The organism is Pseudomonas medicaginis (genome assembly GCF_965119365.1).
GTDB lineage: Bacteria > Pseudomonadota > Gammaproteobacteria > Pseudomonadales > Pseudomonadaceae > Aquipseudomonas.
This window is the reverse complement of record NZ_OZ221631.1, coordinates 5549183-5564232: the sequence shown is the minus strand read 5'-3', so window position 1 is coordinate 5564232 and position 15050 is coordinate 5549183. Positions and strand designations below refer to the sequence as shown.

Annotated in this window: 11 protein-coding genes; 10 read left to right on the top strand and 1 reads right to left on the bottom strand. The window is 59.5% G+C overall.

The window, feature by feature from the left end; translation table 11 throughout:
- Positions 1-63: 63 nt before the first annotated feature.
- A complete protein-coding gene (gene gltA / locus ACMTA2_RS24350) occupies positions 64-1353 on the bottom strand; it encodes a citrate synthase (RefSeq protein WP_413792113.1) in 1290 nt (429 codons plus the stop codon).
- A 365-nt stretch (positions 1354-1718) separates the two neighbouring features.
- On the opposite strand from gltA, the gene sdhC reads away from it, so the two are divergent.
- From sdhC to brnQ, 10 genes are all read left to right on the top strand, one after another.
- The gene (gene sdhC, locus ACMTA2_RS24345) at positions 1719-2093 is read left to right on the top strand and encodes a succinate dehydrogenase, cytochrome b556 subunit (RefSeq protein WP_003179220.1); all 375 of its coding nucleotides are present in this window, start codon (positions 1719-1721) and stop codon (positions 2091-2093) included.
- Positions 2087-2455, top strand: a complete 369-nt coding sequence (sdhD, locus tag ACMTA2_RS24340) for a succinate dehydrogenase, hydrophobic membrane anchor protein (protein WP_030138327.1) — start codon at positions 2087-2089, stop codon at positions 2453-2455. The genes sdhC and sdhD overlap by 7 nt, the downstream gene beginning before the upstream one ends.
- Positions 2456-2458: 3 nt before the next feature.
- Positions 2459-4231, top strand: a complete 1773-nt coding sequence (sdhA, locus tag ACMTA2_RS24335) for a succinate dehydrogenase flavoprotein subunit (protein ID WP_413792112.1) — start codon at positions 2459-2461, stop codon at positions 4229-4231.
- A gap of 11 nt (positions 4232-4242) precedes the next feature.
- The gene (locus tag ACMTA2_RS24330; RefSeq protein WP_207964740.1) at positions 4243-4947 is read left to right on the top strand and encodes a succinate dehydrogenase iron-sulfur subunit; all 705 of its coding nucleotides are present in this window, start codon (positions 4243-4245) and stop codon (positions 4945-4947) included.
- Positions 4948-5209: 262 nt separating this feature from the next.
- A complete protein-coding gene (locus ACMTA2_RS24325) occupies positions 5210-8041 on the top strand; it encodes a 2-oxoglutarate dehydrogenase E1 component (RefSeq protein WP_413792111.1) in 2832 nt (943 codons plus the stop codon).
- A 42-nt stretch (positions 8042-8083) separates the two neighbouring features.
- Positions 8084-9307, top strand: a complete 1224-nt coding sequence (gene odhB / locus ACMTA2_RS24320; protein ID WP_413792110.1) for a 2-oxoglutarate dehydrogenase complex dihydrolipoyllysine-residue succinyltransferase — start codon at positions 8084-8086, stop codon at positions 9305-9307.
- A gap of 110 nt (positions 9308-9417) precedes the next feature.
- Positions 9418-10854, top strand: a complete 1437-nt coding sequence (gene lpdA, locus ACMTA2_RS24315) for a dihydrolipoyl dehydrogenase (protein ID WP_413792109.1) — start codon at positions 9418-9420, stop codon at positions 10852-10854.
- 195 nt (positions 10855-11049) lie between these two features.
- Positions 11050-12216, top strand: a complete 1167-nt coding sequence (gene sucC, locus ACMTA2_RS24310) for an ADP-forming succinate--CoA ligase subunit beta (protein ID WP_003179235.1) — start codon at positions 11050-11052, stop codon at positions 12214-12216.
- Positions 12216-13100, top strand: a complete 885-nt coding sequence (gene sucD, locus ACMTA2_RS24305; protein ID WP_014339581.1) for a succinate--CoA ligase subunit alpha — start codon at positions 12216-12218, stop codon at positions 13098-13100. Before sucC ends, sucD begins: the two co-directional genes overlap by 1 nt.
- A gap of 489 nt (positions 13101-13589) precedes the next feature.
- Complete coding sequence (gene brnQ, locus ACMTA2_RS24300) at positions 13590-14903, top strand: branched-chain amino acid transport system II carrier protein (RefSeq protein WP_413792108.1); 1314 nt, start codon at positions 13590-13592, stop codon at positions 14901-14903.
- The last annotated feature ends 147 nt before the right edge of the window (positions 14904-15050 follow it).

Here is a 15050-nt window from a genome sequence, read left to right as displayed (position 1 = left end):
CGCTCTTATATAAGAAGCAGGGGCCGTTCCGGTGCAGCTTGAGGCTAATGCAGAACCAGAATCTTACTTGCGGTCTTGCAGCTCAGTAATGTCACGCGACTCGTAGCCGGTGTACAACTGGCGTGGGCGGCCGATCTTGTACGGGCTGGAGAGCATTTCCTTCCAGTGGGAGATCCAGCCGACGGTGCGCGCCAGGGCGAAGATCACGGTGAACATGCTGGTTGGAATGCCGATCGCCTTGAGGATGATCCCCGAGTAGAAGTCGACGTTCGGGTACAGCGAGCGTTCGATGAAGTACGGGTCGGTCAGGGCGATCTCTTCCAGGCGCATGGCCAGTTCGAGTTGCGGATCGTTCGTGATCCCCAGTTCCTTGAGCACTTCGTCGCAGGTCTGCTTCATGACGGTGGCGCGCGGGTCGCGGTTCTTGTAGACCCGGTGACCGAAGCCCATCAGCTTGAACGGATCGTTCTTGTCCTTGGCCTTGGCGATGAACTTGTCGATGTTCGAGACATCGCCGATTTCATCGAGCATGGTCAGTACCGCCTCGTTGGCACCGCCGTGGGCAGGGCCCCAGAGTGCAGCGATACCGGCGGCGATACAGGCGAACGGGTTGGCGCCCGAGGAGCCTGCCAGGCGCACGGTGGACGTGGAGGCGTTCTGCTCGTGGTCGGCATGGAGGATGAAGATCCGGTCCATGGCCTTGGCGAGTACCGGGCTGATCGGTTTGATCTCGCACGGGGTGTTGAACATCATATGCAGGAAGTTTTCTGCATAGGTCAGGTCGTTGCGCGGGTACATCATGGGCTGGCCCATGGAATACTTGTAGACCATGGCTGCCAGGGTCGGCATCTTCGCCACCAGGCGGATCGCGGAGATTTCGCGATGCTGGGGGTTATTGATGTCCAGGGAGTCGTGGTAGAAGGCCGAGAGGGCACCGACAACGCCGCACATGACGGCCATCGGGTGGGCATCGCGACGGAAGCCGTTGAAGAAGGTCTTCAGCTGCTCGTGAACCATGGTGTGGTTCTTCACGGTGCTGACGAACTGGGCCTTTTGCTCTGCGGTTGGCAGCTCGCCGTTGAGCAGCAGGTAGCAGGTTTCCAGGTAGTCCGATTTTTCAGCCAGTTGCTCGATCGGGTAGCCGCGGTGCAGCAGGATGCCGTTGTCGCCGTCGATATAGGTGATCTTCGACTCGCACGAAGCGGTCGACATGAACCCCGGGTCGAAGGTGAAGCGGCCCGTGGCCGTCAGGCCGCGAACGTCGATTACATCGGGACCAACGGTGCCGGTTAAAATGGGCAGCTCGACGGGGGCTGCGCCCTCGATGATCAACTGCGCTTTTTTGTCAGCCATGTGGCCTCCTATTAATGCTTGGAATCATCAGACAGACCCCCCACGCAGGGCCCGCACCACTATAGTGAGATAAATCCGAATGTCAATTTGCCTAAAGTCTTGCTCCAGAAGGCTTTAACCGGACTTTTTCCGCGAAATTGCCTGCCGTTTACGCCTTTTGCGCCATATGTGCAATGCGCTATTAGGGGAAGGTGAACGCGTTGTCATTAGTAGCCTAACTGTCTATACTCGGCCACCGACCGCCAGGGGCTTTTGGGCCTGCTTTCTTGGGGGTCGTCACTCCCTGGGTGGTGAGTACCTGACCAGTGCGCGCCCCAACAACTTTGCCCTGATTGTTAGGGGCTCTTCAGTGTGAAAAAAAAGCCGTGAAAAGCCAACGACCTGTAAACCTAGACCTAAGGACCATCAAACTCCCAGTCACTGCTTACACGTCCATTCTTCACCGTATTTCCGGTGTCATCCTCTTCGTCAGCCTGGCCATCATGCTTTATGCATTGGACAAGTCGCTCGATTCGGAAGAAGGCTTCGGTCAGGTGAAAGCGTGTCTGACCAGTCCGCTAGCCAAGCTAGTGATTTGGGGCATCCTGTCCGCCTTGCTGTATCACTTGGTCGCCGGTGTGCGCCACTTGATCATGGACATGGGCATCGGTGAGACGCTGGAAGGCGGCAAGCTGGGCTCGAAAATCATTATCGCCGTGTCTGCGGTGCTGATCGTTCTGGCAGGAGTCTGGATATGGTAACCAACGTCACGAACCTTTCGCGTTCGGGCCTTTATGACTGGATGGCCCAGCGTGTATCTGCGGTCGTTCTCGCGGCTTACTTCATTTTCCTGATCGGATATGTCGTGGCAAACCCTGGCATTGGCTACGCCCAATGGCATGAACTGTTCGCAAACAACTGGATGCGTATCTTCAGTCTGCTGGCGCTTGTCGCACTGGGCGCTCACGCCTGGGTCGGCATGTGGACCATCGCGACCGACTACCTGACGCAAATGGCGTTCGGCAAGTCGGCGACTGCCGTACGTTTCCTTTTCCAGGCAGTATGCGGCGTTGCGATGTTCGCTTACTTCGTCTGGGGTGTGCAGATTCTCTGGGGTATCTGATCCATGGCTAACATTCCAACGATTTCTTTCGACGCCATCATCATTGGTGGTGGCGGTGCCGGCATGCGCGCAGCGCTGCAACTGGCACAGGGCGGTCACAAGACGGCCGTGATCACCAAGGTCTTCCCGACCCGTTCGCACACCGTTTCCGCCCAGGGCGGCATCACCTGCGCCATCGCTTCGGCCGACCCGAACGATGACTGGCGCTGGCACATGTACGATACCGTCAAGGGTTCCGACTACATCGGTGACCAGGACGCTATCGAATACATGTGTCAGGAAGGCCCGGCCGCGGTGTTCGAGCTGGACCACATGGGCATGCCCTTCTCGCGTACCGAGCAAGGTCGTATCTACCAGCGTCCGTTCGGTGGCCAGTCCAAGGACTACGGCAAGGGCGGCCAGGCTGCGCGTACTTGCGCGGCGTCCGACCGTACCGGTCACGCCCTGCTGCACACCCTGTACCAGGGCAACCTGAAAGCCGGTACCACGTTCCTGAACGAGTACTATGCCGTTGACCTGGTGAAAAACCAGGACGGCGCCTTCGTCGGCGTGATCGCGATCTGCATCGAAACCGGCGAAACCACCTACATCCGCTCGAAAGCCACCGTGCTGGCGACCGGCGGTGCAGGCCGTATCTACGCGTCCACCACCAATGCCCTGATCAACACCGGTGACGGCGTCGGCATGGCCTTGCGTGCTGGCGTGCCGGTGCAAGACATCGAAATGTGGCAGTTCCACCCAACCGGCATCGCCGGCGCCGGTGTACTGGTGACCGAAGGTTGCCGTGGTGAAGGTGGTTACCTGATCAACAAGCACGGCGAGCGTTTCATGGAACGTTATGCGCCGAACGCCAAGGACCTTGCCGGTCGTGACGTTGTGGCTCGTTCGATGGTTAAAGAGATCATTGCCGGCAACGGCTGTGGCCCGAATGGCGACCACGTGATGCTCAAGCTCGATCACCTGGGCGAGGAAGTGCTGCACAGCCGCCTGCCAGGTATCTGCGAACTGTCCAAGACCTTCGCCCACGTCGATCCGGTCGTCGCGCCGGTGCCAGTGGTTCCAACTTGCCACTATATGATGGGCGGCGTTGCCACCAACATCCACGGCCAGGCGATCACCCAGAACGCCGAAGGCGTGGACGAAATCATCCCTGGCCTGTTTGCAGTGGGTGAAGTGGCGTGCGTATCGGTTCACGGTGCCAACCGCCTGGGCGGCAACTCGTTGCTCGACCTGGTGGTCTTCGGTCGCGCTGCTGGCCTGCACCTGGAAAAAGCGCTGTCCGACGGTATCGAATATGACGATGCCACCGACGCCAACATCGAAGCTGCCCTGGCGCGTCTGTCCGCTCTGAACGAGCGTACCGAAGGCGAAGACGTGGCAACCCTGCGTCGTGAGTTGCAGAACTGCATGCAGAACTACTTCGGTGTATTCCGTACCGGCGAATACATGCAGAAGGGTATTGCCCAGCTGGCGCAATTGCGTGAACGAATCGCCAACGTGAAGATCAACGATAAGTCGCAGGCGTTCAACACTGCCCGTATCGAAGCGCTGGAATTGCAGAACCTGCTGGAAGTGGCCGAAGCCACCGCCATCGCCGCAGAAGTGCGTAAAGAGTCCCGTGGTGCCCACGCCCGCGAAGACTTCGAAGACCGTGACGACGAAAACTGGCTGTGCCACACCTTGTACTTCCCGGGTGAAAAACGCGTCGCCAAGCGTGCCGTGAACTTCTCGCCGAAGACTGTTCCGACTTTCGAACCAAAAGTCCGGACTTATTAAGGGTGACCGCTATGTTGCAAGTCAGTGTTTATCGCTACAACCCTGATCAGGACGCTGCGCCGTTCATGCAGGACTTCCAGGTCGATACCGGTGGTAAAGACCTGATGGTGCTGGACGTGCTGGCCCTGATCAAAGAGCAGGACGAGGGCTTCTCCTATCGTCGCTCTTGCCGCGAGGGCGTTTGCGGCTCCGACGGCATGAACATCAACGGCAAGAACGGCCTGGCCTGCATCACGCCGCTGTCGGCCGTGGTCAAGGGCAACAAGCTGGTGGTTCGTCCGTTGCCAGGTTTGCCGGTTATTCGTGACCTGGTCGTCGATATGAGCATCTTCTACAAGCAATACGAGAAGGTGAAGCCATTCCTGCAGAACGACACGCCGGCCCCGGCCATCGAGCGTCTGCAGTCTCCGGAAGAGCGTGAAAAGCTCGACGGTCTGTACGAGTGCATCCTGTGCGCTTGCTGCTCGACCTCGTGCCCATCGTTCTGGTGGAACCCGGACAAGTTCCTGGGCCCGGCCGCCCTGCTGCAAGCGTACCGCTTCCTGGCAGACAGCCGTGACACCAAGACGTCCGAGCGTCTGGCTGCACTGGATGACCCGTTCAGCGTATTCCGCTGCCGCGGGATCATGAACTGCGTCAACGTCTGTCCGAAAGGCCTGAACCCGACTAAGGCCATCGGTCACGTACGTAACATGCTGCTGCAAAACGGCGTGTGATTCAGCTGCTGTACCCGTAGAACCGCTGTACCCGTAGAGGCGAGGGCGTGGGCTTCAACCCACGTCCTGGCTATAACCAGAACAGCCGCTTACAAAGCGGCGGTTCTTATTTTGAAGAAATGAGACAAGCAGGGGCATCCGGGCTGGTACCCGGACTATCAGCGTGATCCTAAGTGGCTTGTTTTAGTCGCTGCACTCGGACTTCTGCAAGTTTGCTCGGTGTTTTCGCCGATGGTGTTCCCCTAATCGAGGGTGACCAAGCATGCAAGAAAGCGTGATGCAGCGCATGTGGAACAGTGCCCACCTCTCCGGTGGTAACGCTGCCTATGTGGAAGAGCTCTACGAGCTCTACCTGCACGACCCTAACGCTGTGCCAGAAGAATGGCGCACCTACTTTCAGAAGTTGCCGGCTGACGGTAACTCTGCCACCGATGTTTCGCACTCGACGATTCGCGATCATTTCGTGTTGCTGGCAAAGAACCAGCGCCGCGCTCAACCGGTGTCTGCCGGCAGCGTGAGCTCCGAGCACGAGAAAAAGCAAGTTGAAGTACTGCGACTGATCCAGGCCTACCGGATGCGCGGCCATCAGGCAGCCCAGCTTGACCCGCTGGGGCTGTGGCAGCGTCCTGCACCTGCAGACCTGTCGATCACTCACTACGGCTTGACCAATGCCGACCTTGATACGACCTTCCGTGCCGGCGACCTGTTCATCGGCAAAGAGGAAGCGAGCCTACGCGAAATTCACGAAGCGTTGCAGCAGACATATTGCCGCACCATCGGCGCTGAATTCACGCACATCACCGATTCCGAGCAGCGCCAGTGGTTCCAGCAGCGTCTGGAAAGCGTTCGTGGCCGTCCGACGTACTCCGCCGACATCAAGAGCCACTTGCTCGAGCGCGTCACCGCCGGTGAAGGCCTGGAGAAATACCTGGGCACCAAGTACCCGGGTACCAAGCGTTTCGGCCTGGAAGGTGGCGAAAGCCTGATTCCGATGCTCGACGAGCTGATCCAGCGTTCCGGTTCCTACGGCACCAAGGAAGTCGTCATCGGCATGGCCCACCGTGGCCGCCTCAACGTACTGGTCAACACCTTCGGCAAGAACCCGCGCGAACTGTTCGACGAGTTCGAAGGCAAGAAGAAGGTCGAGCTGGGTTCCGGTGACGTTAAATACCACCAGGGCTTCTCGTCCAACGTGATGACCACCGGCGGCGAAGTCCACCTGGCCATGGCGTTCAACCCGTCTCACCTGGAAATCGTTTCCCCGGTGGTCGAGGGTTCGGTACGCGCCCGCCAGGATCGTCGCAACGATCCGACTGGCGAGAAGGTGCTGCCGATTTCCATCCACGGTGACGCGGCATTCGCCGGTCAGGGCGTGGTCATGGAAACCTTCCAGATGTCGCAGACCCGCGGTTTCAAGACCGGCGGCACCGTGCACATCGTGATCAACAACCAGGTCGGTTTCACCATCAGCAACCCGCTGGACTCGCGTTCCACCGAGTACGCCACCGACGTCGCGAAAATGATCCAGGCACCGATCCTCCATGTGAATGGCGATGATCCGGAAGCCGTGCTGTTCGTCACCCAGTTGGCCATCGACTACCGCATGCAGTACAAGCGCGACGTGGTGATCGACCTGGTCTGCTACCGTCGTCGCGGCCACAACGAGGCCGACGAGCCAAGTGGCACCCAGCCCCTGATGTACCAGCAGATCGCCAAGCAGCGCACCACCCGTGAGCTGTATGCCGAGCGCCTGACCCAGGGCGGTGTTCTGGATGCCGAGCGCGTCCAGGAAAAAGTCGATGAATATCGCAACGCCCTGGACAATGGCCTGCATGTTGTAAAGAGCCTGGTCAAGGAACCGAACAAAGAGTTGTTCGTGGACTGGCGTCCGTACCTGGGCCACGCCTGGACCGCTCGTCACGACACGCGTTTCGACCTCAAGACCTTGCAGGAACTGTCCGCCAAGCTGCTGGAAATCCCGGAAGGCTTCGTGGTCCAGCGCCAGGTCTCGAAGATCTACGAAGACCGGCAGAAGATGCAAGCCGGCGGCCTGCCGATCAACTGGGGCTACGCTGAAACCATGGCGTACGCGACCCTGGCGTTCGAAGGTCACCCGATCCGCATCACCGGCCAGGACGTAGGCCGCGGCACTTTCTCGCACCGCCACGCGGCGCTGCACAACCAGAAAGACGCCAGCACCTACATCCCGTTGCAACACCTGTACAAGGGCCAGCCACGTTTCGACCTGTACGATTCGCTGCTGTCCGAAGAAGCCGTCCTGGCGTTCGAATATGGCTATTCCACCACCGAGCCCAATGCACTGGTGATCTGGGAAGCCCAGTTCGGCGACTTCGCCAACGGTGCCCAGGTGGTTGTCGACCAGTTCATCACCAGCGGCGAGCACAAGTGGGGCCGTCTCTGCGGTCTGACCATGCTGTTGCCACACGGTTATGAAGGGCAGGGGCCGGAGCACTCGTCGGCTCGTCTGGAGCGTTACCTGCAACTGTGCGCCGAGCACAACGTCCAGGTTTGCGTACCGACGACTCCGGCGCAGATCTACCACCTGCTGCGTCGTCAAGTCATCCGTCCGCTGCGCAAGCCGCTGATCGTGCTGACACCGAAGTCGCTGCTGCGTCACAAACTGGCGATTTCCACGCTCGAGGATCTGGCCGAAGGCTCCTTCCAGACCGTCATTTCGGAAATCGATACCCTGGACGCGGCGAAGGTCACTCGCCTGGTCCTGTGCAGCGGCAAGGTCTACTACGACCTGCTGGAAAAACGTCGTGCCGAAGGCCGCGAAGACATCGCCATCGTGCGTATCGAGCAGCTTTACCCGTTCCCGGAAGAGGACCTGATGGAGGCCATCGCGCCTTACACCAACCTCACCCATGTGGTGTGGTGTCAGGAAGAACCGATGAACCAAGGCGCTTGGTACAGCAGTCAGCATCACCTGCGTCGCAGCATCGGCAACCATAACAAGGCCCTGGGCCTGGAATATGCCGGCCGTGATGCTTCCGCTGCACCGGCGTGTGGTTATGCGTCGATGCACGCCGAGCAGCAGGAAAAACTGCTGCAAGATGCCTTTACCGTTTAATGCCTTCGCGCACCTGAAACCGAATTTAAGGAACCACAGATAATGGCTATCGAGATCAAAGCCCCCACTTTCCCGGAATCGGTTGCCGATGGCACCATTGCCACCTGGCACAAAAAACCGGGCGACGCGGTCAAGCGCGACGAGCTGATCGTCGACATCGAAACCGACAAGGTCGTGCTGGAAGTCCTGGCCGAAGCTGATGGCGTGCTGGGCGCGATCGTCAAGAACGAGGGCGATACCGTCCTGTCGGCTGAAGTCCTGGGCTCCATCGAAGAAGGCGGTGTTGCTGCCGCTGCTCCAGCCGCCGCTGCACCGGCTGCCGCTCAGGCTGCTGCTCCAGCTGCCGACGGCGAAGACGATCCAGTCGCTGCGCCAGCTGCCCGCAAGATCGCTGAAGAGAACGGCATCAACATCGCCTCCGTTGCCGGCACCGGCAAAGGCGGTCGCGTGACCAAGGAAGACGTGGTGGCTGCCGTTGCCGCGAAGAAAGCCGCTCCAGCGGCCGCTGCTCCGGCCAAGGCTGCCGCTCCGGCCGCCGCTGCGCCTGTGTTCGCCGCTGGCGACCGCACCGAGAAGCGCGTGCCGATGACTCGCGTGCGTGCCACCGTGGCCAAGCGTCTGGTAGAAGCCCAGTCGAACATGGCGATGCTGACCACCTTCAACGAAGTCGACATGACCGAAGTCATGGCCCTGCGTTCGAAGTACAAGGACCTGTTCGAGAAGTCCCACAACGGCGTGCGCCTGGGCTTCATGTCGTTCTTCGTCAAGGCGGCCACCGAAGCGCTGAAACGCTTCCCGGCCGTCAACGCGTCGATCGACGGTTCGGACATCGTCTACCACGGCTACGCCGATATCGGTGTTGCTGTTTCCAGCGACCGTGGCCTGGTGGTTCCGGTATTGCGTAACGCCGAGCTGATGAGCCTGGCCGAAATCGAAGGCGGCATCGCCACCTTCGGCAAGAAGGCCCGTGACGGCAAGCTGTCCATCGACGAGATGACCGGCGGTACGTTCACCATCACCAACGGTGGTACATTCGGTTCGATGATGTCGACCCCGATCGTCAACCCACCGCAAGCAGCGATCCTGGGCATGCACAACATCATCCAGCGTCCGATGGCGGTTAACGGTCAGGTCGTGATTCGTCCGATGATGTACCTGGCACTGTCCTACGATCACCGCCTGATCGACGGTAAAGAAGCCGTGACGTTCCTGGTAACCATCAAGAACCTGCTTGAAGATCCGGCTCGTCTGCTGCTGGACATCTGATCTCGCCGCGAGGGCCGGTCTGTCGACCGGCCTCTTGCTGAAACAATCGGTCTCGTCCCACGACGGTCGCCACAAGCGGCCGTCCGGTTTGATTCGAAAAGGAATGACTCATGACTCAGAAATTCGACGTGGTAGTGATTGGTGCGGGCCCTGGCGGCTATGTAGCGGCCATCAAGGCTGCCCAACTTGGCCTTAGCACTGCCTGCATCGAGAAATACACCGACAAGGAAGGCAAACAGGCCTTGGGCGGTACTTGCCTGAACGTCGGTTGCATTCCTTCCAAGGCGCTGCTGGACAGTTCCTGGAAATACAAGGAAGCGAAAGAAAGCTTCAACGTTCACGGTATCTCTACCGGTGAAGTGAAAATGGACGTCGCCGCGATGGTTGGCCGCAAGTCTGGCATCGTCAAGAACCTGACCAGCGGTGTTGCCACCCTGTTCAAGGCTAACGGCGTGACTTCCATCGAAGGCCACGGCAAGCTGCTGCTGGGCAAGAAAGTCGAAGTGACCAAGCCTGACGGTTCGGTTGAAGTGATCGAAGCCGAGAACGTCATCCTGGCGCCAGGTTCGCGTCCGATCGACATCCCGCCTGCCCCGGTCGACCAGAACGTGATCGTCGACTCCACCGGTGCCCTGGAATTCCAGACCGTGCCAAAACGCCTGGGCGTGATCGGCGCTGGCGTCATCGGCCTCGAGCTGGGTTCGGTATGGTCGCGCCTGGGTGCTGAAGTGACCGTGCTCGAAGCTCTCGACACCTTCCTGATGGCCGCTGACGCTGCGGTGTCCAAGGAAGCGTTGAAAACCCTGACCAAACAGGGCCTGGACATCAAGCTGGGCGCTCGCGTGACCGGTTCGAAGGTCAACGGCGAAGAAGTCGTGGTGAACTACACCGACGCCAACGGCGAACAGACCATCACCTTCGACAAGCTGATCGTAGCCGTTGGTCGCCGTCCAGTGACCACTGACCTGCTGGCCGCCGATTGCGAAGTGACCCTGGATGAGCGCGGTTTCATCCAGGTCGACGATTTCTGCGCCACCACCGTGCCGGGCGTCTACGCCATCGGCGACGTGGTCCGCGGCATGATGCTGGCGCACAAGGCGTCCGAGGAAGGCATCATGGTCGTCGAGCGCATCAAGGGCCATAAAGCCCAGATGAACTACGACCTGATCCCGTCGGTTATCTACACCCACCCGGAAATCGCATGGGTCGGCAAGACCGAGCAGGCCTTGAAAGCCGAAGGCGTTGAAGTTAACGTCGGCACCTTCCCGTTTGCAGCCTCCGGCCGTGCCATGGCAGCCAACGATACCGGTGGTTTCGTGAAAGTCATCGCCGATGCCAAGACGGATCGCGTATTGGGCGTTCACGTCATCGGCCCAAGCGCTGCCGAGCTGGTACAGCAAGGCGCGATCGGCATGGAATTCGGCACCAGCGCTGAAGACCTGGGCATGATGGTCTTCTCCCATCCGACCCTGTCCGAAGCCTTGCACGAAGCGGCCCTGGCCGTAAATGGCGGCGCCATCCACGTGGCCAACCGCAAGAAGCGTTAATAAACAATAAGAAACCACGGCGGTATGGCCCGTCGTGAGCCTTGCGAGCAAGACTCACCGCGGAATATCCGCTGGACGCAGCCTTGCGTAGCTGAACCGGGCGACCGGAACGCTACGCAAGCAGCAGTCACAGGTGGTGCGGCACTCAATGGTGCAGCACCGAATGCGCAGTACCTAACGAAGACGGTAATAAGCATGAATCTTCACGAGTATCAGGGTAAGCAGCTGTTCGCTGAGTACGGCCTGCCAGTATCCACCGGCTACGCAGTAGACACCCCGGAAGCGGCAGCAGAAGCTTGCGACAAAATCGGCGGCAGCGAATGGGTTGTCAAAGCCCAGGTTCACGCCGGTGGTCGCGGTAAAGCGGGCGGCGTCAAGCTGGTTCGCAGCAAAGAAGACGCCAAAGCCTTCGCACAGCAGTGGCTGGGCAAGCGTCTGGTGACTTACCAGACTGACGCCAACGGTCAGCCAGTCACCAAGATCCTGGTTGAATCGTGCACTGATATCGCTAAAGAGCTGTACCTGGGCGCTGTCGTTGACCGTTCGAGCCGCCGTATCGTGTTCATGGCTTCCACCGAAGGTGGCGTGGACATCGAGAAAATCGCTCACGATACCCCTGAGAAAATCCTCAAGGCCACCATCGATCCACTGGTTGGCGCACAGCCATTCCAGGGTCGCGAGCTGGCATTCCAGCTGGGTCTGGAAGGCAAGCAGGTCACTCAATTCGCCAAGATCTTCGTAGGTCTGGCCAAGCTGTTCCAGGACCACGACCTGGCACTGCTGGAAGTGAACCCGCTGGTGATCAAGGCCGACGGCGACCTGCACTGCCTCGATGCCAAGATCAACATCGACGCCAACGCCATGTACCGTCAGCCTAAGCTGAAGACTTTCCACGATCCGTCGCAAGACGATCCGCGCGAAGCGCACGCTGCCAAGTTCGAACTGAACTATGTAGCCCTGGAAGGCAACATCGGCTGCATGGTCAACGGTGCCGGCCTGGCCATGGGTACCATGGACATCGTCAACCTGCACGGCGGCAAGCCAGCCAACTTCCTCGACGTGGGCGGTGGTGCTACCAAGGAGCGCGTAACCGAAGCGTTCAAGATCATCCTGTCCGACACTAACGTCGCCGCAGTACTGGTCAACATCTTCGGCGGCATCGTTCGCTGCGACATGATTGCCGAAGGCATCATCGGCGCTGTGAAAGAAGTCGGCGTGAAAATCCCGGTTGTTGTTCGCCTTGAAGGCAACAACGCTGAGCTGGGCGCTAAAGTACTGGCAGAAAGCGGTTTGAACATCATCGCTGCTACCAGCCTGACCGACGCTGCTCAACAAGTCGTTAAAGCTGCGGAGGGCAAATAATGAGCGTCCTGATCAATAAAGACACCAAGGTTATCTGCCAGGGTATTACCGGTTCGCAAGGTAGTTTCCACACCCAGCAAGCCCTGGAATACGGCACCAAGATGGTTGGCGGCGTAACACCGGGCAAAGGCGGCACCGAGCACCTGGGCCTGCCAGTGTTCAACACCGTGAAAGACGCCGTAGCCGCCACTGGCGCCACCGCCAGCGTGATCTACGTTCCTGCGCCTTTCTGCAAGGACTCCATCCTTGAAGCAGCGTTCGGCGGTATCAAGCTGATCGTCTGCATCACCGAAGGCATCCCGACCATCGACATGCTGGAAGCCAAGGTCAAGTGCGACGAGCTGGGTATCACCCTGATCGGCCCTAACTGCCCAGGCGTGATCACTCCAGGCGAATGCAAGATCGGCATCATGCCTGGTCACATTCACTTGCCAGGCAAGGTCGGTATCGTTTCCCGTTCCGGCACCCTGACCTACGAAGCTGTGAAGCAGACCACTGACGCCGGTTTCGGTCAGTCGACTTGCGTCGGCATCGGCGGTGACCCGATCCCAGGCTCGAACTTCATCGACATCCTGAAGCTGTTCCAGGAAGACCCGAAGACCGAAGCGATCGTCATGATCGGCGAGATCGGCGGTTCGGCTGAAGAAGAAGCGGCTGCCTACATCAAGGCCAACGTGACCAAGCCGGTTGTTTCCTACATCGCGGGTGTGACTGCTCCTCCGGGCAAGCGCATGGGCCATGCTGGCGCAATCATCTCTGGCGGCAAAGGCACTGCAGACGAGAAATTCGCTGCACTGCAAGACGCAGGCGTGAAAACCGTGCGTTCGCTGGCAGACATCGGCAAGGCCCTGGCCGAGCTGACTGGCTGGGAAATGAAGAAGTAAGCTTCGGCTGACTGATTCGCTCCAGCAACAAAGGCCACCTTCGGGTGGCCTTTGTCGTTTTCGGCATTGGAAAACCTTAAGTGTCGCTAGGGCTTCTGTTGCGAGGGGATGTATCCCCGTTGGGTCGCGAAGCGACCCTGGATCATCAGGTGCAACGTATCTGAAAGTGTTCAATCGCCAAGTGGGGCTGCTCCGCAGCCCAACGGGGATACATCCCCTCGCCACAAAGCCTGCCATTTGTTCCTGAAGAAAGGGTGGTAAGAAAAATAGATACGTAAACGCGACACAAAAATGTCGTGCATCGGATACTTCGCCCCGTAACAGTGCGTTTGTCGGGCAAATTCGTTAGGCTAGCAGCCATTTTTGCGACCGCTGCCCACAAGGAAGCGCCGCGCTAAACGGGTCGGTCCCATACGGATCGGCAGCATTTCCCTCACCCCTAAGGGAAATCCCTCTCTAAATTCCGATTCAGTAGTGTGGTTTCCTTAAATGAAAGTGTTGAAAGGCCAGGACATCCTGGCGCTTGGTTTCATGACATTTGCCCTGTTCGTCGGGGCCGGCAACATCATCTTCCCGCCTATCGTCGGTTTGCAGTCCGGACCTCATGTCTGGATGGCGGCGCTGGGCTTTTTGATCACGGCGGTCGGGCTGCCGGTCATCACGGTCGTTGCACTGGCCAAGGTGGGCGGAGCGATGGACGCCTTGAGCAGTCCCATCGGCAAGGTCGCCGGTGGGTTGTTGGCGGCGGTGTGCTACCTGGCCGTGGGCCCGTTGTTCGCTACACCGCGTACCGCCACCGTCTCGTTCGAAGTCGGCCTGGCGCCGTTGACGGGTGAAAGCCCGCTGGCCCTGTTCCTCTACAGCGCAGCGTATTTCCTGCTGGTGTTTTTCATCTCGCTCTACCCGGGCCGCCTGCTGGATACCGTCGGGCGTTTCCTCGCTCCCTTGAAGATCATCGCCCTGGCCGTGCTCGGCATCGCCGCGTTTGCCTTGCCAGCCGGCAATATCGGCGTGGCGACCCCCGAATACGTGGCGGCACCATTTTCCCAGGGCTTCATCAATGGTTACCTGACCATGGATACCCTCGGGGCCTTGGTGTTCGGCATCGTCATCGTCAACGCGATCCGTTCCCGGGGCGTCGAATCGCCGGCCTTGATCACCCGCTACGCGATCATCGCCGGGCTGATTGCCGGGGTGGGCCTGGCGCTGGTCTATGTCAGCCTGTTCCGCCTCGGCTCGGGTAGCCATGAAGTGGCCATGGGCGCGACCAACGGCGCGGCGGTGCTGCATGCCTATGTGCAACACACCTTCGGCAGCCTGGGCAGCGGTTTCCTGGCGGTGCTGATCTCCCTGGCATGCCTGGTGACCGCGGTCGGCCTGACCTGCGCCTGCGCCGAGTACTTCAGCCGCGTCCTGCCGCTGTCTTACAAGGCCTTGGTCGTGATCCTGGCGGTCTTTTCGCTGCTGGTGTCCAACCTGGGCCTGACCAAGCTGATCGCGTTCTCGATTCCGGTCCTTACCGCAATCTACCCGCCGTGCATCGCCCTGGTGGCCCTGAGCTTCTGCAAGGACTTCTGGCACGAGCAAGGGCGTATCGTTGGCCCGGTCATGCTGGTGTCGTTCCTGTTTGGCCTGATCGATGCGCTCAAGGGGGCCGGACTGGCGGACTGGATGCCGACACAACTGGCTCACTTGCCGCTGAGCGAGCAGGGCCTGGCCTGGCTGGTGCCGTCGGTGATGACCCTGGCAGTGGCCGTGGTCTGCGACCGGCTGCTGGGCAAGCGCAGCGAAGCGCTGGCCTGATCGGCTTCAAGCAGGTTCACCGATAAAACCGAAATGCCCCGTATCAATCGATACGGGGCATTTTTTTTGAGTGCAGTGTCTTTTTCCGTGGGCTAACGTCGAAGCAGTGTCTTGAAAGCCTGCACAAAACCTTGTGGGAGCGAGCTT